The organism is Paenibacillus sp. J22P277 (assembly GCF_059383675.1).
Genome location: NZ_JBXENS010000011.1, coordinates 91,653 through 113,149, shown reverse-complemented (window position 1 = coordinate 113,149; position 21,497 = coordinate 91,653). Strand labels below are relative to the sequence as shown.

Annotated in this window: 24 protein-coding genes and 1 riboswitch; of the genes, 21 read left to right on the top strand and 3 right to left on the bottom strand. The window is 58.6% G+C overall.

The window, feature by feature from the left end; translation table 11 throughout:
* Positions 1 to 128: 128 nt before the first annotated feature.
* A complete protein-coding gene (spoIIR, locus tag AC50YL_RS32540) occupies positions 129 to 887 on the top strand; it encodes a stage II sporulation protein R (RefSeq protein ID WP_494837545.1) in 759 nt (252 codons plus the stop codon).
* Between the two features lie 168 nt (positions 888 to 1,055).
* Here the strand turns inward: spoIIR and AC50YL_RS32535 are convergent, their stop codons facing one another.
* Complete coding sequence (locus tag AC50YL_RS32535; protein ID WP_494837544.1) at positions 1,056 to 2,519, bottom strand: MDR family MFS transporter; 1,464 nt, start codon at positions 2,517 to 2,519, stop codon at positions 1,056 to 1,058.
* Between the two features lie 307 nt (positions 2,520 to 2,826).
* On the opposite strand from AC50YL_RS32535, the gene AC50YL_RS32530 reads away from it, so the two are divergent.
* From AC50YL_RS32530 to glyA, 6 genes are all read left to right on the top strand, one after another.
* Positions 2,827 to 3,921, top strand: coding sequence for an L-threonylcarbamoyladenylate synthase (locus AC50YL_RS32530; RefSeq protein WP_494837632.1), 1,095 nt, complete (start codon positions 2,827 to 2,829; stop codon positions 3,919 to 3,921).
* A 399-nt stretch (positions 3,922 to 4,320) separates the two neighbouring features.
* A complete protein-coding gene (locus tag AC50YL_RS32525; protein ID WP_494837543.1) occupies positions 4,321 to 4,881 on the top strand; it encodes a manganese efflux pump MntP in 561 nt (186 codons plus the stop codon).
* Positions 4,882 to 4,912: 31 nt separating this feature from the next.
* Complete coding sequence (locus AC50YL_RS32520) at positions 4,913 to 5,494, top strand: low molecular weight protein arginine phosphatase (RefSeq protein WP_494837542.1); 582 nt, start codon at positions 4,913 to 4,915, stop codon at positions 5,492 to 5,494.
* 71 nt (positions 5,495 to 5,565) lie between these two features.
* Positions 5,566 to 5,648, top strand: a riboswitch (ZMP/ZTP riboswitch).
* 118 nt (positions 5,649 to 5,766) lie between these two features.
* Complete coding sequence (rpiB, locus tag AC50YL_RS32515; protein WP_494837541.1) at positions 5,767 to 6,234, top strand: ribose 5-phosphate isomerase B; 468 nt, start codon at positions 5,767 to 5,769, stop codon at positions 6,232 to 6,234.
* Positions 6,235 to 6,248: 14 nt separating this feature from the next.
* Positions 6,249 to 6,851 carry a TIGR01440 family protein gene (locus AC50YL_RS32510; protein WP_494837540.1) on the top strand — a complete coding sequence of 201 codons (603 nt, stop codon included), beginning with the start codon at positions 6,249 to 6,251 and terminating at the stop codon, positions 6,849 to 6,851.
* Between the two features lie 165 nt (positions 6,852 to 7,016).
* Positions 7,017 to 8,264 (top strand): serine hydroxymethyltransferase, encoded by a 1,248-nt coding sequence (gene glyA, locus AC50YL_RS32505; protein ID WP_494837539.1) that lies wholly within the window; start codon positions 7,017 to 7,019, stop codon positions 8,262 to 8,264.
* Positions 8,265 to 8,399: 135 nt separating this feature from the next.
* Here glyA and AC50YL_RS32500 read toward each other — a convergent pair whose 3' ends face one another.
* A complete protein-coding gene (locus AC50YL_RS32500; RefSeq protein WP_494837538.1) occupies positions 8,400 to 8,591 on the bottom strand; it encodes a YgaP family membrane protein in 192 nt (63 codons plus the stop codon).
* Between the two features lie 181 nt (positions 8,592 to 8,772).
* Positions 8,773 to 9,447 (bottom strand): Crp/Fnr family transcriptional regulator, encoded by a 675-nt coding sequence (locus tag AC50YL_RS32495; protein WP_494837537.1) that lies wholly within the window; start codon positions 9,445 to 9,447, stop codon positions 8,773 to 8,775.
* A 277-nt stretch (positions 9,448 to 9,724) separates the two neighbouring features.
* Between AC50YL_RS32495 and AC50YL_RS32490 the strand changes: the two genes are divergently transcribed.
* The 14 genes from AC50YL_RS32490 to AC50YL_RS32425 all read left to right on the top strand — a co-directional run bounded on the left by AC50YL_RS32490 (position 9,725) and on the right by AC50YL_RS32425 (position 21,422).
* On the top strand, positions 9,725 to 10,516 hold the full coding sequence (locus AC50YL_RS32490; RefSeq protein WP_494837536.1) for a sugar phosphate isomerase/epimerase family protein: 792 nt from the start codon (positions 9,725 to 9,727) through the stop codon (positions 10,514 to 10,516).
* 232 nt (positions 10,517 to 10,748) lie between these two features.
* Positions 10,749 to 11,828 carry a UCP032817 domain-containing protein gene (locus AC50YL_RS32485; RefSeq protein WP_494837535.1) on the top strand — a complete coding sequence of 360 codons (1,080 nt, stop codon included), beginning with the start codon at positions 10,749 to 10,751 and terminating at the stop codon, positions 11,826 to 11,828.
* A 185-nt stretch (positions 11,829 to 12,013) separates the two neighbouring features.
* Positions 12,014 to 12,643, top strand: a complete 630-nt coding sequence (gene upp / locus AC50YL_RS32480; protein WP_161745797.1) for a uracil phosphoribosyltransferase — start codon at positions 12,014 to 12,016, stop codon at positions 12,641 to 12,643.
* A gap of 16 nt (positions 12,644 to 12,659) precedes the next feature.
* The gene (wecB, locus tag AC50YL_RS32475) at positions 12,660 to 13,808 is read left to right on the top strand and encodes a non-hydrolyzing UDP-N-acetylglucosamine 2-epimerase (RefSeq protein ID WP_494837534.1); all 1,149 of its coding nucleotides are present in this window, start codon (positions 12,660 to 12,662) and stop codon (positions 13,806 to 13,808) included.
* A gap of 186 nt (positions 13,809 to 13,994) precedes the next feature.
* Complete coding sequence (locus AC50YL_RS32470) at positions 13,995 to 14,249, top strand: AtpZ/AtpI family protein (RefSeq protein WP_494837533.1); 255 nt, start codon at positions 13,995 to 13,997, stop codon at positions 14,247 to 14,249.
* Positions 14,249 to 14,659 carry an ATP synthase subunit I gene (locus AC50YL_RS32465; protein ID WP_161745794.1) on the top strand — a complete coding sequence of 137 codons (411 nt, stop codon included), beginning with the start codon at positions 14,249 to 14,251 and terminating at the stop codon, positions 14,657 to 14,659. The genes AC50YL_RS32470 and AC50YL_RS32465 overlap by 1 nt, the downstream gene beginning before the upstream one ends.
* The gene (atpB, locus tag AC50YL_RS32460; protein WP_494837532.1) at positions 14,659 to 15,414 is read left to right on the top strand and encodes a F0F1 ATP synthase subunit A; all 756 of its coding nucleotides are present in this window, start codon (positions 14,659 to 14,661) and stop codon (positions 15,412 to 15,414) included. Before AC50YL_RS32465 ends, atpB begins: the two co-directional genes overlap by 1 nt.
* 73 nt (positions 15,415 to 15,487) lie before the next feature.
* On the top strand, positions 15,488 to 15,712 hold the full coding sequence (gene atpE / locus AC50YL_RS32455) for a F0F1 ATP synthase subunit C (protein ID WP_110041963.1): 225 nt from the start codon (positions 15,488 to 15,490) through the stop codon (positions 15,710 to 15,712).
* A 101-nt stretch (positions 15,713 to 15,813) separates the two neighbouring features.
* The gene (atpF, locus tag AC50YL_RS32450) at positions 15,814 to 16,296 is read left to right on the top strand and encodes a F0F1 ATP synthase subunit B (RefSeq protein WP_494837531.1); all 483 of its coding nucleotides are present in this window, start codon (positions 15,814 to 15,816) and stop codon (positions 16,294 to 16,296) included.
* A complete protein-coding gene (locus tag AC50YL_RS32445; protein ID WP_494837530.1) occupies positions 16,293 to 16,841 on the top strand; it encodes a F0F1 ATP synthase subunit delta in 549 nt (182 codons plus the stop codon). Before atpF ends, AC50YL_RS32445 begins: the two co-directional genes overlap by 4 nt.
* Positions 16,842 to 16,857: 16 nt before the next feature.
* Complete coding sequence (atpA, locus tag AC50YL_RS32440; RefSeq protein WP_494837529.1) at positions 16,858 to 18,372, top strand: F0F1 ATP synthase subunit alpha; 1,515 nt, start codon at positions 16,858 to 16,860, stop codon at positions 18,370 to 18,372.
* 121 nt (positions 18,373 to 18,493) lie between these two features.
* Complete coding sequence (gene atpG, locus AC50YL_RS32435; RefSeq protein ID WP_494837528.1) at positions 18,494 to 19,354, top strand: ATP synthase F1 subunit gamma; 861 nt, start codon at positions 18,494 to 18,496, stop codon at positions 19,352 to 19,354.
* A 108-nt stretch (positions 19,355 to 19,462) separates the two neighbouring features.
* Entirely contained in the window at positions 19,463 to 20,881 is a 1,419-nt protein-coding gene (atpD, locus tag AC50YL_RS32430) for a F0F1 ATP synthase subunit beta (RefSeq protein ID WP_494837527.1), read from the top strand.
* 142 nt (positions 20,882 to 21,023) lie between these two features.
* On the top strand, positions 21,024 to 21,422 hold the full coding sequence (locus AC50YL_RS32425; RefSeq protein ID WP_494837526.1) for a F0F1 ATP synthase subunit epsilon: 399 nt from the start codon (positions 21,024 to 21,026) through the stop codon (positions 21,420 to 21,422).
* The last annotated feature ends 75 nt before the right edge of the window (positions 21,423 to 21,497 follow it).

Genomic DNA, 21,497 nt, shown 5'->3' with positions numbered 1-21,497 from the left:
GGCGTTTTCATTTCGTTTTCACGGGATTGCGAGGTTTAGAGAGCCGCATCGCCGGACATAATGGGAGTATTATCGTTCCGGAACGCAAGCCGCCGCACCGACGGGTGCCACAAAGGAGCTTGTGTCAAATGATCCGCACTTATTCCCGCTTTCCTTATCGTCCGGTGTACGGCTACGTGCTACTGATTGCAGCAATCCTTCTGATGAGCTGGGAAAGCCAGCGCGCCGATGCGGCGATCGCCGGCGGCAGCATCCCCTCGGAATCCATCCGCCTGCGCATTCTGGCCAATTCGGACGGCGCGTCCGATCAATTGGTCAAGCGCGAGGTGCGCGACGCCGTCGTCGAAGAAATGAAAACCTGGGTCGCGGGCCCGCAAACGATCGAAGAAGCCCGCGGCACGATCCGCGCGCATATGGGCGACATCGAAGCGATTATTGCCGCGAAGCTGGCAGCGCGCGGTTTCCATTACGGCTACAAGGCGGAGCTCGGCACCGTGCCGTTCCCCACCAAAATATACGGCACGGAAGTGTACCCTGCAGGCGACTATGAAGCACTCCGGATCACCCTTGGCGCAGGGGCGGGTCAGAACTGGTGGTGCGTCCTGTTCCCGCCGCTCTGCTTCGTGGACGCCGTAAGCGGCGAAGCTTCGACGCCGGCGGCGACGGCAACGACGGCCGCGGCGGCGCAAGCCGGCGGCAAGCAGCAAGACGGCGCGGTAAAAGCCGGCAGCGCACAGACTAAGGATTACGCCGTGAAAACGAACGCCGGCCAAAGCCAGCAAGCGCAGCATGCCGACCAGGACGGAACGCCGAAACAACCGGAAGTGAAATTCTTCCTCTGGGAGTTCCTCAAGTCCATTTTCAGTTTCTTCAAGCACCTGTTCTAAAATAAAAAAAGGCTCGCTCGCGCGTCGCGCGAGCGAGCCTTTTTTATTTTGCAGCGTGCTTTTATTGCGTATTTTCACTGCGTTTCCTGCTTTGAACCTGAGCGCGACTTCGTGTCTTGCCGACGGAACCTGTCATGATCGCGGGTTAGCCAGCACAGCAAGCCGAATTTAAGCCGCTTGCTCTACCGTTTCTTCGGTCTTGCGCTTCAGCTTCGGAATGAACAGCGCGACCGGCAGCGCGACGAGCGCGATGATGGAGGCGATGAAGTAGACGTCGCCGACGCTCATCGTGACCGACATGAGCGTGATATGCTTTTGGTCCGTTACGCCGGATTGCACGAAATCCTTCGCGTGGCTCGCGGTCCGCGAGGTCAGCAGGGACGTGAACACGGCGATCGCGAACGAGCCGAGCACGTTGCGGACCCAGTTGGTCAGCGAGGACGCGTGGCCGCTGTACTGCTTCGGCACGGCTTCCATGCCCGCGTTGCTCGCAGGCATCATCGCGAACGAAATGCCGATGTTCCGGACGATCATGCAGAAGATGATGTACTTGTGAGAAATGTCGATGCTCAGCCAACTGAGCGGCACCGTGCCGATGAACATCAGGATGATGCCGATTGCCAGCGGCACGCGCGGGCCGGTCTTGGTGTACAGCTTGCCGACGAACGGCATCATGATCGCCATCGCCAAGGAAGCCGGCAGCAGGATAAGCCCCGTATCGAGCGGCGTGACGTTCTGAATGTTCTGGAGGAACACCGGCGTCAGGAACGTGCCGGAGTACAGGCTGATCGTAATGATGCTCGTGATCAGCAGCGCGACGCTGTACCGGCTGATTTTCAAGACCCGCAGGTTGAGCAGCGGGGTTTCCGCCGCCAGCTCGCGCCAGATGAACAGCCCGAGGAAGACGACTCCGGTGATGAACAGCGAGAGCGTCTGCCAGGAGCCCCAGCCCCATTCGCTGCCATGCGACAGGGCGACGAGCAGCGTGGAGCTGCTGATGATGACCGTCACGAAGCCGATCAGGTCGAATTTCTTCGGCACGTTCAGCCGATAGTAAGGAATGTAGATGCTGATCAGGATGATGCCGACGACGGCGATCGGCACGTTCAGCCAGAACAGCCAGTGCCAGGTTACGTTGTCGAGCAGCCAGCCGCTGTACGTCGGCCCGATAGCCGGCGCGAGCATGGACGAGGCCGCCCAGAAGGAGATGGCCATGGCGACCTTTTCCCGGGGGATGATCTGATACACGATCGCCATCGTGATCGGCGAGATCATGCCGGTGAACGCGCCTTGCAGGATACGGAATGCGATCAGCGATTCCACGTTCCAGGCCAGCGCGCAGCAGATGCTGGCGAGCGTGAAGCCGGTCATGGCGAACAGGAAGAGGCGCTTGTAGCTGAACCGCTCGCCGAAATAGCCGGTGATCGGCGCGAACGTGCCCATCGCGAGCATGAAGCCGGTCAACGTCCACTGCGTGGTGCTGAGCGACGTGTGAAATTGATCCGTAAGCACCGGAATCGCGATATTGATCGTGCTGACGTTAAGCACCGAGACGAAACTGCCGAAGAAGATGGCGATCATGATCGGCACGATGCGGATAGGCTTGGTTGACGTTGCAGCTGGATCTTGCATGAATAATGGCCTCCTCGATCGATATATGTCTCCAATGACATATATAGCTTAAGTAGCATAACGCCGCGAACGCGACAAGTCAAAGACGGCGCAAGGCGATTCCGGGCGAAAGCGGGCAATTGAAACGCATACATGGGTTCGGCAGCACCGTTTTTCTCTCGAATGCTTCCGATGGGAGAAAAGGACAGGGACAACCGAGGAGCTGTACGCGTGTCGCGTGTGCCGCGTTGTTTCGCGCTGGGCCGCGTATGGTATAATAGAAATAAAACGAAGCTATTTTGCAGAAGCCGGGGAATCGAAAGTGAACATACCTTTAAGAAACACAACCTTATGGCGCGTGGAAGGCCGGGCGCCGGATGCCGAGCGGCTGCGGGCGGCCGCGGAACTGCTGAGGACGGGCGGAACCGTCGCGTTTCCGACGGAAACCGTATACGGGCTCGGCGCCGACGCGAGGAGCACGGCCGCGGTCGAGCGTATCTTCGAGGCCAAAGGCCGGCCGTCGGATAATCCGCTCATCGTGCATATCGCGGATCGCGCGGAGCTTGCGTCGTTGACGCTGCCGCTTGCACCGGCGGGCGCCGGCGCGTTGGCGGAGCGGCTGATGGACCGGTTTTGGCCGGGACCGCTCACGTTCGTGCTTCCGGCGAAGACCGGCGCGGTGTCGCCGCGCGTAACCGCCGGCCTCGAGACCGTGGCCGTGCGGATGCCCGCCCATCCCGTCGCGCTCGCGCTCATCGCGCAGTCGGGTTGCCCGCTCGCGGCGCCGAGCGCGAATCGGTCGGGCCGCCCAAGCCCGACGTTGGCGTCGCATGTGCAAGGCGACCTCGGCGGCCGCATCGACGGGATCGTCGACGGCGGCGCGTCGGGCGTCGGGCTGGAGTCCACCGTCATCGAGCTGGTGGACGGCGGCACGGTGCGAATCCTGCGCCCCGGCGGCGTGACTGCCGAGGCTTTGCGCGAAGCCGGGGCTGCGGTCGTCTATGATGCCGTCGCCGCGCCCGAGCGCGCAGCGGACGCGGGCGGCGAGCAGGCGCCGCGCTCGCCCGGCATGAAGTACGCGCATTACGCGCCGCAAGGACAGATGCAGCTGGTCCAAGGCGATCAGGCAGCGGTTACCGCTTGGATCGGCTCTTCCGTTCGCGATGCGCGCGCGGCCGGAGAGCGCACCGGCGTGCTCGCTTTCGCCGAGCATGCCGCCGGGTACGACGCCGACTGCGTGCTCGTCATGGGCAGCCTGGCCCGGCTCGACACGGCCGCCCACGGCTTATACGCCGCGCTGCGCGAATTCGACGCGCGGGGCGTGCAGCGTATCTGGGCGGAGACATGCCCCGAGCAGGGCATCGGGCATGCGCTCATGAACCGCCTGTCCAAGGCCGCCGACCACGCGGTCGTCCGCGTCTAAGGCGGCTCGACACGCACGTCAAGGCGCGGGAGACGTATCCCGAGGACGGATCGGGCACGCTCATGAACGGCAAGGCCAAGGCCGCCAGCCACGCGATCGTCCACGTCAATGGCGGCGGAGATTCGGCCGGCGAGGCGCAGAAATCGCACCAAGCAGCCGATCGGAAGCGACGGCATCATAGCATTAAACAACCATCGACTAGCATCGAGCGGGAGACGTCATCCGCCCGACTCGCTGACAGCGGCGCCGGTTCCTGAAATGCGCAGTCGCCGGCCTTCCTCTCCGGCTCGCCCCCGCGAAGCGTTCCGCGCTTGCTTTGCCGCTTGTCCCGGCGTTCCGTCATCTTTCCTGTCTTGTCCGCATATGCTTGGATGAGATGATGGACAGGGAGTGGATGGCATGGTTGAGGCGGGCCTGCAGGCCGGACAGCTGCTGACGCTGATCGTAATCGCGTTGGCGCTCGGGATGGACGCTTTTTCTTTGGGCGTGGGCATCGGGCTCAAAGGCATTCGGCTGCTTGATGTCCTCAAGCTGAGCGCGATTATCGCGCTATTTCACATCATGATGCCGCTGATGGGCATTTTTACGGGGAAATACGTCGGCACGCTGCTCGGCGGCGTGGCGACTTCGGCCGGCGGGGCGCTGCTGCTGCTGCTCGGCGGCCATATGATCTACAGCTCGCTGCGCGGAGACGCGGTGCCGTCGATCAATCATCGCAGCGCCTGGGGGATGCTGCTGTTCGCGCTCAGCGTCAGCATCGATTCCTTCTCCGTCGGCCTGTCGCTCGGCATGTTTGCCGTGGATATGCTGCTGGCGGTGCTGCTATTCGGCCTCGCAGGCGGCGTCATGTCCATCTCGGGCCTGCTGATCGGCCGCCGGGTCAGCTCGAGCCTGGGCGGTTACGGCGAGGCGGTCGGCGGCGTGATTTTATTGACGTTCGGGCTGCTCATCTTGTTCTGAATTCCGAAGCCCACCTAAAGGAGGTTCTCGCATGAAACGGATCTTGTTCGTATGTACCGGCAACACGTGCCGTTCGCCGATGGCGGAGGCGATGCTTCGGGATTTGGCGCAGAAGCGCGGGATGTCGCTGGAGGTCCGCTCCGCGGGCGTTTCGACCGTGGACGGCCTTCCCGTATCGACGCACGCGCAATCGGTGCTGCGGCGCCGGGACATCCGCCATAACAACGGCTCCACCGCGCTCGAAAGCGGCTCCGTGACGTGGGCCGATCTTATATTGACGATGACCGCCAGCCATAAACGCCACCTGCTGCAGCGATTTCCGAGCGCCGTGGACAAGACGTACACGCTGCTGGAGTTCGTCCATCGCGACGAAGAGGGGCTGGGACGCATCGCGGAGCTGGAGAGCCTCTATACGGATTTCCAAATGAAGCAAGCCCTCGGCGGGCAATTGACGGACGCGGAGCGCCGGCGGCTGCTGGAGCTGGAAGCTTCCATTCCGAGCTTCGACATTGCCGATCCGTTCGGCGGCCCGCTGCACGTCTACGAGGACAGCGCGGCCGAGATCGAAGCGGCGCTGCGCAAGCTGCTGGAACGCCTGCAGCAGCGCAAATAACGGGCGCTGGCGATTGCGGCGAAGGATTGATTTTGCCGGCCCGATCCGGTATGATAAAGCTAATTAAAGACGGTTTCCGATGTAACTGGCGACGAAAGTGGGTCCAACCACGGTGGAGCATCGGATCATACGGCCGGTCGCCTGGGCAAAGAGCAGCGTGCGTGAGCATGCTTGCTCTTTTTTCGTCTTTTCCGGCGAAATCAGGTATACTAGAACCATTGCGAATCGACAATTTCCGCCATTGCGCGGTCTCATTGGGAGGTATATCAAGGATGAAAATCGCCATCGGAGCAGACCATGGGGGCTACCGCCTCAAAGAAATCGTCGTGCCTTATATACAGTCGCTGGGTCATGAAATCGAGGACGTCGGATGTACCTGCGAGCAATCGGTCGATTACCCGGACTACGCGCTGCCGGTTTGCGAGCGCGTCGCGCAGGGCAAGGCCGACCGCGGCATTCTGATCTGCGGCACGGGCATCGGCATGTCCATCGCCGCGAACAAGGTGGCCGGCATTCGCTGCGCCCTCGTGCACGACATGTTCTCGGCGCAGGCGACGCGCGACCATAACGACACGAACGTGCTGGCCATGGGCGAGCGCGTGATCGGACCGGGCGTGGCTCAAGAAATCATCCGCATCTGGCTGGAAACGCCGTTCTCGAACGGCGAGCGCCATGTCGGCCGCTTGAACAAGGTGAAGCGGATCGAAGAACAAAACGCGCAGCCGGCGCACGCGGAATAAGGAGCGGATCCGACATGAACGATACGGCAGCGGGCGGAAGTGCGGCTCGGTTGACCAAAGATGTCGAGACCGTCGTGCGCGAGCTTGCCGAAGCCGCCAACCTTCGCAAGGGGCAATTGCTCGTGATCGGCGTGTCCACGAGCGAGGTGCTCGGCCAGCGAATCGGCACGTCCGGTACGCTGGAGACGGCGCAGGCGATCTACGGCGGCATCGAGGCCGTGCGGGGCGAGTTGGATTTCTATCCGGTGTTCCAATGCTGCGAGCATCTGAACCGGGCGCTCGTCATGGAACGCGAAGCGGCGGAGCGCTACGGGCTTGAGCTGGTCTCGGCGGTGCCGGTGCGCAAGGCGGGCGGCTCCATGGCGGCGTATGCGTTCGGCGCGCTGCGGGACGCGGTGCTGACGGAAACGGTGCAGGCGCATGCGGGCATCGACATCGGCGACACGTTCATCGGCATGCATTTGAAGCGCGTGGCGGTGCCGGTGCGGCCGTCGATCCGGTCCATCGGTTCGGCGCACGTGACGATGGCCTTCACCCGTCCGAAGCTGATCGGCGGGGAACGGGCGGTTTATTCGCGCCCATCGGAGTCGGATGCCGCGAGCGACAATTGCGACTGAGCAATTAAAAACGCGTATGCTTTCGAAGTTGTTTTATTCTCCGAACCGGCCCACGCCGGTTCGTGCTTCGCCATAAAACGAAGCGTATGCTTTCGAAGTTGTTTTATTCTCCGAACCGGCCCACGCCGGTTCGTGCTTCGCCATAAAACTTTAGGAGGAATAATCATGGAAAACCTACGCAAGCAAGATCCCGAAATCATGAAAGCCCTTGGCCTCGAGCTGCAGCGCCAGCGCGACAACATCGAGCTGATCGCCTCCGAGAACATCGTATCCGAAGCCGTATTGGAAGCAATGGGCACGGTGCTGACGAACAAATACGCCGAAGGCTATCCGGGCAAGCGCTACTACGGCGGCTGCGAGCACGTGGACATCGCCGAGGATATCGCGCGCAACCGCGCGAAGGACCTGTTCGGCGCCGAGCACGCGAACGTCCAGCCCCACTCCGGCGCGCAAGCGAACATGGCCGTTTACCTGGCCGCATTGCAGCCCGGCGACACGGTGCTCGGCATGAACTTGGCCCACGGCGGCCATTTGACGCACGGCAGCCCGGTCAACGCATCCGGCATTCTGTACAACTTCGTCGCTTACGGCGTCGACGAGAACACGTTCACGATCAACTATGACGAAGTGCGCAAGCTGGCGTTCAAGCACCGTCCCCGCATGATCGTCGCGGGCGCTTCGGCGTACCCGCGCATCATCGATTTCGAAGCGCTCGGCAAAATCGCCGACGACGTGGGCGCGCTGCTCTTCGTCGACATGGCGCATATCGCGGGTCTGGTCGCCGCCGGTCTGCATCCGAGCCCGGTGCCTTACGCGCATTTCGTGACGACCACGACGCACAAAACGCTCCGCGGACCGCGCGGCGGCATGATCCTATGCCGCAAAGCATGGGCGGCGGCGATCGACAAAGCGGTCTTCCCGGGCTCCCAGGGCGGCCCTTTGATGCACATCATCGCGGCCAAGGCGGTCGCGTTCGGCGAAGCACTGCAGCCGTCGTTCAAGGAATACGGCAAGAACGTCATCGACAACGCGCAAGCGCTGGCTGAGGCGCTGATCGCCCAAGGCATCAACATCGTCTCCGGCGGCACGGACAACCACCTCATGCTGATCGACCTGCGCAACTTGAACATCACGGGCAAGGACGCCGAGCATGTGCTCGATTCCGTTCGAATCACGGTCAACAAGAACGCGATTCCGTTCGACCCGACCAGCCCGTTCGTCACGAGCGGCATTCGCATCGGTACGCCTGCGGCTACTTCCCGCGGCATGGGCGTGGACGCGATGAAGACGATCGCCGAAGTCATCGCGATGACGCTGAAGAACCCGAAAGACGAAGCCGTGCTTGAAAAGGCGCGCGGCATGGTCAGCGACCTCGTGTCGCAATACCCGCTGTATCCGGGCATGACGTATTAAAATCCGGTCAATAGTCGGGTCTGGTTTAGACCGGCCCGATAACGAAAAAGTCGTTGGTCGCTGCTTCCCGCAGCGGACCAACGACTTTTTTCGTTTGGCGAGTTTCCCGGCGTTCATTGCTTGTCCGTTAGGCGGTTAACGGATTCTGCAGGTGTTTCGGCCAAGCAGCTGGTTGATCGCGCAGCGCTGCGTCAAGCCCGTGAACAGCAGCGGCATGGCGACGAGACCGAATAATTTGTAATACCCCGGCAGAACAAAAAACAACGACAACAGCGCGATGCCCAGCACGATCCGGATCGTCCGGTCCGCTCCTCCTACGTTTCTCATGAATCGTTTCCCCCTTTGAATTGGCTTGCTCGTTCTTGAGATGAAGCTTACCATCCCGTACGGGCTCTCTTCCGTGACAAAGTCACACGAAGCGATAAAACGATTCCAAGGCGGAAGCGGCCCACCGGCAACAAGAAAAACAGCCGATTCCTCTACGGGAATCGACTGTTTTCGTCCGTGCTCAATATTCCAAGTAGCGTTCCAATTCGCCGCGCTTAATCTCGGCTATCCGGCCCCGCGCAAGGGCGAGGATGCCTTCTTTCTCGAAGCTCTTCAGCGTGCGGCTGATCACTTCCCGCGCCGTGCCGAGCTCCGTGGCGATCGAATCGTGCGTCATGTCCAGCGTAGCGGTTCCGGACGCGGTTTGCTCGTAGAGAAATTCCGCGACGCGCCCCGGGATGGTTTTGAAGTTGATGTTGTCCAGCAGATTGGACATGAGGATCAGGCGCTTGCCCACCATTTTGAATATATATTGCCGGAAGCCGCGGTAACGGTCCATCCATTCCCTGAACAACCCCACTGGAATCGCCAAGGCCAGGCTGGTCTTCTCGATGCAGGCGGAGGCCTCGTATTCGCTTTCGCCGAGGATGCTGGTCATCATGAGCGGACAGCACTCCCCGCCTTGGATGCGGTACAGCGTGATCTCCCTTCCGCCGGGACTGATCTTGAACATGCGAATGGTACCGTCAAGCAGCAGGACCGCATAATCGAGAAGCTGTCCTTCATGAACGAGGTAATTGGGCTGCAGCTCGACTATGCCGATGTCTTCTTTCTCCCAATCCTCGGGAGCGACCTCGGCCAAGCTCGGGAACAAAGCAAGGATGCGCGGAAGCTCCGCCTGTACGGATAGGGTCATGGCTGTTTCCTTCTTTCCGGGTGGTCTGGGCAAGCTGGTCATCTATTGATGCCAGTATACAAGAAAAAGGGGATGGATTGCCATTCGCCGCGCCGCGTCCAAGGCAGCCGGAAGCGCGCGGAACGATATCGCGGCGGGCGAAGCGGCGCTCCGTTCCTGCGGATTGACGCTGCTGGCAGGATGGGGCGCGCGTTCGTCGAAATGAATAGAGGCCGGCTGCACGAGCGGCCGGCGCGCAGAGGCGCGAGATTGGAAATCGAATGGAGGAGAAACGAACATGAAATTAGGCATCATCGCCGATCCGAAGGCGGAAAGCTTTGACTACGCCGCGGGCCTCGGCTTGTCGTTCTTGGAATTTTGCATCAACGTCGGCTCGCCGGCGGGCGAATTCGCCGCGGCCGTTCCCGAGCTGAAAGCGGCCGGCGCGCGGACGGGCGTCGGAGTGGGATCGGTCGGCCGCTGGGGATCGGACAGAATCGCGAAGGACGGCAGCATCATCGAGGAAGAGCTTCAAGCGGCGTATACGCTGATCGATGCCTGCCAAGAGCTTGGCTGCCCCGTGTTCGTCTGCGGCGCCAACTACGTCGAGGAGTTGTCTTACTACGAGAACGTGCGCGCCTCGATCGCTTTCTTCACGTTGCTGCTCGATTACGGCCGCGCGCGCGGCGTCCGGATCGCCACGTATAACTGCCATTGGAACAGTTATATCGTCGACGAAACGGCCTGGAAGCTCATTCACGGCCATTTGCCGGAGCTCGGCATCAAATTCGACCCGTCCCATGCCCGGTACGCGGGACAAAATTATTTGAAGGAAATGGCGGACTGGGGCCATCGGTTCCTCCACGTCCACATCAAAGGCTCGGTTATTATCGACGGCAAGCGCTTCGACGATCCGCCGGCGGGGCTCGATCAGACCGATTGGGGCACGTTCATGGCGATTCTGTACGGCGTCGGCTATACGGGCGGCCTGAGCATCGAGCCGCATTCGCGTACGTGGACGGGCGAGCTGGGCGACCAAGGCGTCCGTTTTACGGTGGATTACATGAACCGGCTGCTGATGCGCGGGTAAACAAATATTCACCGCGCGTTCTCGGGAGCGCGCATTGCCATCGGAACCCTTTCGGGAAGCGGCGCGAACAGCGTCGCACGCCCGAAGGGGTTTTTATATTAAGCACTCGCTTGCCGCTGGACGGCGCAAATCAGGCATGCCCGGCCAAGGTTAATTTTTCCTCAAAACCGCTTGGAAGCGTTGTCCGGCATGCTATGATGAAGGTACATATTCCAAAAGGGGTGCCATCCGAATGCTGCTGCTATTCGCGATCATCATCTTCGTTACCGTCGCGGTCCTGTTCAATCTGGGGAAGTCCAAAGGCGGCTCGGGCGCCGTTCGGGGAAACGGCGGGCGCACGAACGTTCGTCGTCCGTCCGCGCCGCTGCGCATGCCTCCCGAGTGCCTCGGCGTACCTGCCGGCCACCCGGCCAGGCCCGCCGCGGAACGCTTGGAAGCGGCGCTGACGCCGGATTTCGAGGCGCGCGTCAAAGACCGGGTCCTTCGCCATGCGCCCAACCTGCGGGACGTCGAATGGCAGTGGCGCTGGTTCGAGCTGAAGCGTTACTTTCTCTTGTGCGGCGTCCTGCGCGGGGTGCCTATGTACAGCGGGCGGGTCGACGAGGTCTGGCACGAAATGCTGATGTTTACGAGGGAGTACGAGGAGTTTTGCACGAAATTTTGCGGGCAGCTCATCCATCATGCGCCGCATGCGCCGGATGCGAAGCCGAGTCCGGGCGAACGGGCGTTGTTCGATTGGGTGTACGGCGAGCTGTTCCTGCCGGCTTCGGGAAGCGCCGGGCTGTGGGGAGCGTTCTACCGGACGCCGATGCCGCGAGAGCTCATGCTCGAGCTGGAGACGCACGGGGCGGAAGAGCTGCGCAAAGCGCGGTTCAATGCGCGCTCCGCGAGACTCTTCCCGGACTTGAACGCGACGGTCGATTATCTGATCGAACGGGGCAGAAGGCTGGCGGCCTCGCGGAACGAACCGCTGACGAACAACGGCAGCGGCGACGACTGGACGTCGACCGCGATGCTGACGGGAATGATGTCGGCCGGGCTTTTCTACTACTCCTGGGGCTCGGAAGACCAATTCCGATCGCAGATGGACGGGTTGCAAACGGAAGAGGAGCGCCGGAATAACGACAGCGTCTGCGGCAGTTCTTACAGCTGCACCGGCGACGGCGGGACGGACGGCGGCGGGGGCGGAGACGGTTCGCCGGACGGCGGCGGCTCGTCCTGCGGCGGCAACGACGGCGGTTCCTCCTGCGGCAGCGGCGGAAGCGACGGCGGATCTTCTTGCGGGGGCGGCTCGTCCTGCGGCAGCAACTAGCGCCAATGGCGACCCCGCAGGAACCCGTCTCTCGCGGAAGCTGGCGCCATCCGGTTCAATTGCAAGAATTCGGCCCGTTCGGGCATACTTTGCAGGAGGATTTTGGCCTGGCGAACGCCGTGTGCACAATCAGGCTCCGGATGTTATAATTGTCAGTTGAAGAAGATCTCCAGGAGGATTGAATAATGGGCACTCTTACGATTTGCGACCATCCGCTCATTCAGCACAAGCTGACGTATATTCGCGACAAAGATACCAAAACGAAAGATTTCCGCGAACTCGTGGACGAGATCGCGACGATGATGGCCTACGAGATCACGCGCGACCTGCCGCTGGAAACGATCAGCGTCACGACGCCGATCGTCGAGGCGCCGAGCAACGTCATATCCGGCCGCATGCTGGGCGTCATTCCGATCCTTCGCGCCGGCCTCGGCATGGTGGAAGGCATGCTCAAGCTTATACCGGCCGCGAAGGTGGGCCATATCGGACTCTTCCGCAACCCGGAAACGCTTCAGCCCGTAGAGTACTACGTGAATCTGCCGGCCGACGCGACGGAACGGCTGCTGATCGTCGTCGACCCGATGCTGGCGACCGGGGGATCCGCCAATGCGGCGATCGCGTCGCTCAAATCGCGCGGCTGCACCCAAATCAAGCTGATGTGCCTCATCGCGGCGCCGGAAGGCGTGGCGGCCGTCCAACAGGCGCATCCCGACGTCGACATTTACCTGGCTTCGCTGGACAGCCATCTCAACGATCACGGTTATATCGTGCCGGGCCTCGGCGATGCCGGCGACCGCATGTTCGGAACCAAATAATTAGGAGTGACTTCCATTGTCCAAATTGAAAGTAATGACCATTTTCGGCACGCGTCCGGAAGCGGTGAAGATGGCTCCGCTCGTGCTGGAGCTGCAAAAGCATCCCGAAGAGATCGATTCGGTCGTCTGCGTCACGGCGCAGCACCGCCAAATGCTCGACCAAGTGCTGGATTTCTTCAAAATCACCCCCGATTACGACCTGAACGTCATGAAAGACCGTCAAACGCTGACGGAAACGACCGTGCGCGTGCTGGAAGGGCTGGAGCCGGTGCTTCGCGAATCGAAGCCGGACATCGTGCTCGTTCACGGCGACACGCTGACCTGCTTCCTGGGCAGCTATGCGGCTTTCCTGCAGCAAATTCCCGTCGGTCACGTGGAGGCGGGGCTCCGGACATGGAATAAACTTTCCCCGTATCCCGAAGAGATGAACCGGCAGCTGGTCGGCGTTCTCGCGGACGTGCACTTCGCGCCGACCGAATGGTCCGCGAACAACCTGCGCAAGGAGAACAAGCCGGAGTCCGCCATCTACGTGACGGGCAATACGGCGACCGACGTGGTCCAATACACGGTGGACAAGTCCTTCACCCATCCGGTGCTCGATTGGGCAGCCGGCAAACGGATGATCTTCATGACGGCTCACCGGCGGGAATCGCTGGGCGAACCGCATCGCAACATTTTCCGGGCTGTCAAACGGATTGCCGACGAATTCGAGGACGTCGTGGTCGTCTACGCCGTTCACATGAATCCGGCGGTACGCGAACCGGCGAACGAAATTCTCGGCGGCCACCCGCGCATTAAACTGATTGAACCGCTAGACGTGTTCGAGACACATAATTTCTTCCCTCATACGTATATGATCATGACCGATTCCGGCGGCATCCAGGAAGAAGCGCCGTCCTTCGGCGTGCCGACGCTCGTGCTCCGCGATACGACGGAGCGTCCGGAAGGCATCGAAGCGGGAACGCTGGAGCTTGTCGGTACCGACGAGGCCATGGTTTACGACCGCGCGCGCGCGCTGTTGTCGGATGCGCAGCTCTACGGACGGATGAGCCGGGCGGCCAATCCGTACGGCGACGGACAAGCTTCCGTTAGGATTGTACAGGCGATTTTGCATCATTTTGGAAGGGGCGGCGAACGTCCTGATCCGTTCACACAACGTTCATAGTTTGCGATAGTAGGCATGCATGCCCGCCAACACTACAGCATACAGTGCTACTGTACGGTTTAAGAAACCGGAAACCCTAGGTAAATCAAGGGTTTTCGGCTTGCCGTTCACTAAATGTTTGAATTTATATCAATTGACAAACGGGAACCCGCTTGGCTAAAATAAATAAGAGTTTTGGAGTGATTCATGGTGAATTCATCCCATAACGACAAGAATCGCGATGCAGGAAACGGCAATTTCGGCGATAATCCGTGGCGAGCCATGGGGCTGATCGGTTCCGTCGGCGGCACCATTGCCGCATGCTTGGGACTGGGCTACTGGATCGGCTCCAAAATGAACGACGGTTTTGGCGCCATTGTCGGCATGGCTGCGGGGTTTGTCGTCGCCGTCATCATGACCATACTCTTGATCCGAACGTTTATAGGGGGCAAAGCGAAGTAATGGATGACTTGTCCGGCCACCTTCGAACGGTAATGCGTATCACCTTCTTTTTTTTGTCTCTATGTTTTATTGGATGGGCCCTTTATCCGGAGCAAAAGCCGCTGTTCGGCGGACTTGTTCTCGGCGCTGCGGCTAGTCTTGTAAACGCCTTCCATCTTTCATGGAAAGTACAGCGGATCGGCGCGAACGCGGCCGCGAAAGGCGCCAAGAGGAATAACCTCGGTTTTCTCACGCGCGCGTGCATCGGCCTGCTTGCGGTGGTCGTCGCCACCCGGTACTTTTCTTTTAGCGTCTACGGAACGGTCGCGGGATTATTTGTTGCTCAATTGGCAACACTCATACTGGGATTTCGATCCAAGGGCAGATCGGCCGCAAGGCATTCTTCCGATGAAAGGGGTGAAAACAACTAATGGAACATATTTTTCCTGAAGTGCATTGGCTCGGAATCCGTTGGGATTTGGCTGCAATCCTCACAATTGTTGTCACCAGCATTATCGTATTCGCGCTTGCGAAGGCGGCGGTGCGCGGCGCGTCCGTGACCAACCCGACGAAAATGCAGAACTTCCTGGAATGGGTGATCGAGTTCGTCATTAACCTGATCGGAACCTCCATGGATGTGAAAAAAGGCCGTCCGTATCTGATTCTTGGAATCTCGTTGATCATGTATCTTTTCGTAGCGAACATGCTGGGCCTGCCGCTCGGTATCGTCACGGAAGCGCATCACGGGTCGACCTTCCTGGGCATGCATCTCGTGCTCCCGGACGGAGAGGAAGAGGCGCATATTTCGTGGTGGAAATCACCGACCGCGGACGTGGCCGTAGCAGGGGCTTTGATGGCGATCGTTATCGTCCTCACGCATATCGAGGGCTTGAGACGTAACCGCAAACATTACCTGAAACACTACTTCGAGCCGTACATTCCATTCTTCCCGCTGAACGTCATCAAAGAAATCTCCAAGCCGCTTTCCCTGTCGCTTCGTCTATACGGGAATATTTTTGCCGGCGAGGTCATGATCTCCGTTATCATGCAGCTGAGTTGGGTCGGTATTCCTGCACTCATCGTATGGCAAGGCTTCAGCATGTTTATCGGCGCGATCCAATCGTTCGTATTCGTCATGCTGACGATGGTATACATGTCGCAGGCGATCGTGCACGAAGAGCATTAACGCAGCAACAACCCCGTTCAACGCGGGACAACATAAAACTACTATATCCAAACATTTAAGGAGGATTTTATTAATGGGAGCAACAGCTTTAATTGCAGCAGCAATTGTATTTGGTCTTGGAGCACTTGGCGCAGGTATCGGTAACGGTTTGATCGTAGGTCGCACGGTTGAGGGTATCTCCCGTCAGCCGGAACTTCGCGGTACGCTGCAAACGACCATGTTCATCGGGGTCGCGCTCGTCGAAGCATTGCCGATCATCTCCCTCGTTCTTGCGTTCATTTTCTACGGCGAAGCTTAATACTAAACTTGCAAATGGCGGGGAGAGCCAATGCCTCCGCGCCTTCCTTTTGCTAGCTGCCATAGAACAGCTGGCTAATTTACGGAAAGGAGTGACGTACGTTGGATATCGTATGGTCCAATTTTTTCATCCAACTGATTGCTTTCGGAATTCTTTACTGGCTGCTTAGCCGTTATGCGTTCGGTCCTCTGCTTTCCATCATGGAACAGCGCAAGCAGTTCGTGAAAGAACAGCTCGATAACGCGGAGAACAGCCGCAAGCAGGCGGAACAGCAGTTCGAAGAGCAAAAACAAACGCTGCAACAAGCGCGCAAAGACGCGTATGACATTATCGAGCAAGCGAAACAAACGAGCTCCAAGCAAGCGGACGAAATCGTGCAGACTGCCAAATCCGAGGCTACCCGCCTGAAGGACGACGCCGTCAAGGATATCGAAACCGAGAAAAACAAAGCGATCGCGGCCCTGCGCGGGCAAGTCAGCGGCATGTCCGTCATGATCGCGTCCAAAATCATCGAGAAGCAAATCGATGACAAGTCGCAAGAACAACTCGTTAACCAATACTTGAACGAGGTTGGAAGCAAATGAGCCGCGAGAGCGTCGTAGCTAAACGCTACGCTAAAGCGCTGTTCGAGCTGGCCCAAGGCAACAACGCGGTTGCCGATGTCGAGAAACAGCTGAAGATCGTCGTGGACGCCTTGTCCGGAGATGCGCAAATCCGCAAATTCTTGGCGCTGCCGAACGTCGAAGTCAGCCAAAAGATCGCCATCATCAAGGGTGCCTTGTCCGACAAAGTATCGGTTATGGTATTGAACACGGTAGAGCTTCTCATCGTCCGCGGCCGTCAAGGCGCGCTCGGCGACGTGTATGAAGCTTATACGAAAGTAGCGGGCGAGGCGCTTGGTCAGGCACACGCTACGATATATACGGCTAAATCGTTGACCGCCGAAGAATTGACCAAAGTAGCGGCGCAATTCGGCGAAATGGTCGGCAAACGCATCATCGCGAAACAAATCGTTGAACCGGCTCTGCTCGGGGGCGTACAAGTGCGCATCGGCGACCGTCTCTACGACGGCAGCCTCTCCGGCAAGCTTGCTCGACTTGAACAAGCGTTGAAAACTCAAGCACTGTAGATAGGGGTGAACGGAATTGAGTATCAGACCTGATGAAATCAGCACGCTGATTAAACAACAGATCGAACAATTTAAATCCGAAATTCAAGTCGTTGACGTCGGTACGGTCATCCAAGTCGGTGACGGTATCGCGCGCGTGCACGGCCTTGAAAACGCAATGGCGGGCGAGCTGCTCGAATTCTCGAACGGCGTTATGGGCATGGCCCTTAACCTTGAAGAGAGCAACGTCGGCGTCGTCATCATGGGACCGTACACCGGTATCCGCGAAGGCGACCAAGTAAAACGCACGGGCCGCATCATGGAAGTTCCGGTAGGCGAAGCTCTTCTGGGCCGCGTCGTGAATGCACTGGGTCAGCCGGTCGACGGCAACGGACCGATCGCAACGACGGCTACGCGTCCGATCGAATCTCCGGCACCGGGCGTTATGGCTCGTAAATCGGTATTCGAGCCGATGCAAACCGGCATCAAAGCGATCGACGCGATGATTCCGATCGGCCGCGGCCAACGCGAGCTCATCATCGGCGACCGTCAAACGGGTAAAACGCAAATCGCGATCGATACGATCGTGAACCAAAAAGGCAACGGCGTGGTTTGTATCTACGTTGCCATCGGACAAAAGCAATCCACGGTTCGTACGGTCGTCGAATCCCTTCGCCAACAAGGCGCTTTGGAATACACGATCGTCGTAACGGCGAGCGCTTCCGAGCCGTCCCCGCTCCTCTACATCGCGCCTTACACGGGCTGCTCGATGGGCGAGTACTTCATGTACAACGGCAAACACGTACTTGTTATCTATGATGATCTTTCCAAACAAGCGGCAGCATACCGCGAGCTTTCCTTGCTGCTCCGCCGTCCTCCGGGTCGGGAAGCTTATCCGGGCGACGTATTCTACCTGCATTCCCGTTTGCTCGAGCGCGCGGCGAAGCTGAACGACGAGCTCGGCGGCGGTTCTTTGACTGCCTTGCCTTTCATCGAGACGCAAGCCGGCGATATCTCGGCTTACATCCCGACGAACGTAATCTCCATCACGGACGGTCAAATCTTCCTCGAATCCGATCTGTTCTATTCCGGTCAGCGCCCAGCCGTTAACGTTGGTAACTCCGTATCCCGGGTAGGCTCCTCGGCTCAAATCAAAGCCATGAAGAAAGTAGCGGGCACGCTCAAAACCGACCTTGCCCAATACCGCGAACTGGCGGCATTTGCGGCATTCGGATCCGATCTTGATAAAGTAACGCAATCCCGTCTGAACCGCGGCGAGCGCACCCTGGAAATCTTGAAGCAAGGCGTTAACCAGCCGTTGCCTGTCGAGCGCCAGGTCGTATCGCTGTACACGGTTACGCGCGGCCATACGGACGACATCCCGGTACAGGATGTACGCCGTTTCGAAGCAGGACTCCTTGCTTTCGTGGATGCCAACAAGCCTGAGATTTACGCTTCCATCCGCGATACGAAAGATCTGACTTCCGACAACGAGAAAGCGCTGGTTGAAGCGATCAAATCGTTCAAAAACAGCTTTGCGACGTCGGTATAAACCATATCTTTACCTTCGGGCCGCACGCGCGCGTGCGGTTCGAATACTAGCGCGGAATAGAACCGGCCATGGGCGAAGCGAAGCTTCGCCTGGTAAGCCGGCAATAAGGTGGTGACAACGAATGGCTAAAGGTATGCGCGAAATCAAACGCTCGATCAAGAGCACGCAGAATACGAAGCAGATTACGAAGGCAATGGAGATGGTCGCGTCCGCGAAGCTGAAGAGAGCTCAGGATGCAGCCGTGGCATCACGTCCCTATACCGACAAAATCCGCGAAGTCGTAGCGAGCATCGCATCGGGCGGAGGCGCAATCAAGCATCCGATGCTGCAAAGCCGCGAAATCAAACGTACGGCCTATCTGGTCGTCTCGTCGGACCGCGGTTTGGCGGGCGGATACAATGCGAACGTGCTTCGTAAAGTATGGCTTACGATTCAGGAGAAGCATAAGTCTCCTGCTGAATACGACGTATTCGTCATCGGGCGCAAAGGCCGCGATTACTTCAAGCGCCGGGGCATTACCCCTGCGGACGAAGTAACAGGGCTTTCCGATTCGCCGAAGTTTGCCGATATCAAATCGTTGGCGGCAGCTGCTGTCAAAGGCTTCGAAAGCGGCAAATACGACGAACTGAACCTGGTGTACAACCAATTCTACAATGCAATTACCCAAGTGCCTGTCATCAAGCAGCTGCTACCATTGGATCAGTCGCAGTTCACGGGTGCGAAGGCGAGCTACGAATATGAGCCGTCGCCTGAAAAGGTACTCGACGTGCTGCTGCCTAAATACGCGGAGACGGTGATTTACAGTGCGGTATTGGAAGGCAAAGCGAGCGAGTTCGGCGCACGTATGACCGCAATGGGCAATGCGACGAAGAACGCGACGAAGATGATCGCGGGCTTGACGTTGACGTACAACCGTGCGCGTCAAGCAGCGATCACGCAGGAAATCGCGGAAATCGTCGGTGGAGCGAACGCGCAGCAGTAAATTCACACGATCGTTCCGGAGGTTCTTCGGAACAGCAATATAGAGTGCTTTAAAAGTTTATGCTTCCGGAGCGAGCTTTCCTCCGGAAAGCTTACAGGAGGTACAAGAATGAGCAAGGGGCATGTAGTCCAGGTCACGGGTCCGGTTGTCGACATCGCGTTCGAGAACGGCCATCTGCCTGAGATTCTTAATGCAATCAAAATTGAGAGACAAGCGCAAAACCCAGGCGAAGTCAACATCAACCTGACGGTTGAAGTCGCGACTCATCTCGGCGACAACTTGGTCCGCTGCGTTGCAATGTCGTCCACCGACGGTCTTGTCAGAGGCACGGAAGCCGTAGATACGGGCAATCCGATCACGGTTCCCGTAGGTCCGGCTACGCTGGGTCGCGTATTCAACGTACTCGGCGATCCGATCGACAACAACGGCGACGTTGACCGTTCGATCGCGAACCCGATCCACCGTCAAGCTCCTCCATTCGAAGAGCTGTCGACTTCCCAAGAAATCCTGGAAACGGGCATCAAGGTTATCGACCTTATGGCTCCTTACTCCAAAGGCGGTAAAATCGGTCTCTTCGGCGGCGCGGGCGTAGGTAAAACCGTAACGATGCAAGAGCTGATCCACAACATCGCGCAAGAGCACGGCGGTATCTCCGTATTCGCCGGCGTCGGCGAACGTACTCGTGAAGGTAACGACCTTTACCACGAGATGAGCGATTCCGGCGTTATCGCCAAAACCGCGATGGTATTCGGTCAAATGAACGAGCCTCCGGGCGCGCGTCTTCGCGTAGCGCTGACGGGTCTGACAATGGCCGAGTATTTCCGTGACGTAGAAGGAAGAGACGTTCTGCTGTTCGTCGATAACATCTTCCGCTTTACGCAAGCCGGTTCCGAAGTATCCGCATTGCTCGGCCGTATGCCATCCGCAGTAGGTTACCAGCCAACGCTGGCAACTGAAATGGGTCAACTGCAAGAGCGTATCACGTCGACCAAGAAAGGTTCCGTTACTTCCATTCAAGCGATCTACGTTCCTGCCGATGACTATACGGATCCGGCTCCTGCAACGGCGTTTGCCCACTTGGACGCAACGACTAACCTTGAGCGTAACATCGCTGCCATGGGTATCTTCCCGGCCGTAGATCCGCTCGCTTCGTCTTCCCGTATCCTGACGCCCGAGATCCTTGGCGAAGAGCACTACCAAGTCGCTCAAAGCGTTAAGAAATTGCTGCAACGCTACAAAGAGCTTTTGGATATCATCGCGATCCTCGGTATGGACGAGTTGTCCGAAGAAGACAAACTCATCGTTATCCGCGCTCGTCGTATCCAATTGTTCCTGTCGCAGCCGCTTCACGTTGCCGAAGCGTTCAATGGTATGCCAGGCCTGTACGTACCGGTTAAAGAAACGGTACGCAGCTTCAAGGAAATTCTCGAAGGCAAGCATGACGACCTTCCGGAACCGGCATTCCACAACGTCGGAACGATCGAAGATGCAGTTGCGAAGGCGCAAAAACTGGCACAAGAGGTTTAATTCGCCAGGGAGTTTGTTCGATTATCGCCGTCGATGGCTGCCCCATCACTCAATGGGCAAGCACCAAAGCGACTCCGTCGGACATACGCCTAAGCTAACGAAGTTGCGTCTTACGTCGTAGGGCGCATGGGAGGGTAAGATCATGAGCTCCTTTTTACTGGAAATCGTAACGCCTGAGCGTAAGGTTTACGCTGAGGATGTCAATATGGTGATCGTCAAAGGCTCCGAGGGCGAGATGGGCATCATGCCGAATCATATCCCGATGGTCACGCCTTTGAAGATCGCGCCCATCACGATCAAGAAGAAGAACGCCGAAGAGAAAATCGCCGTTGGCGGCGGTTTTCTCGAGATCCGCAAGGATAAAGTCGTCATTCTGGCCGAAAGCGCGGAATTGCCGGGCGATATCGATCTCGCTCGTGCGGAAGCGGCCAAACTGCGTGCCGAACAGCACCTGAGCGGCAAAAAGGACAATTACGATCAGCTGCGTGCCGAGCTTGCGCTGCAGCGCGCGATGAACCGGATCGCCGTCAAACAAGGCTAATGGATACGCAGCACGAAAGCCGATTCTTTTGCAGATGCACGCATCTGCGGGAATCGGCTTTTTTGCATGCGAGGA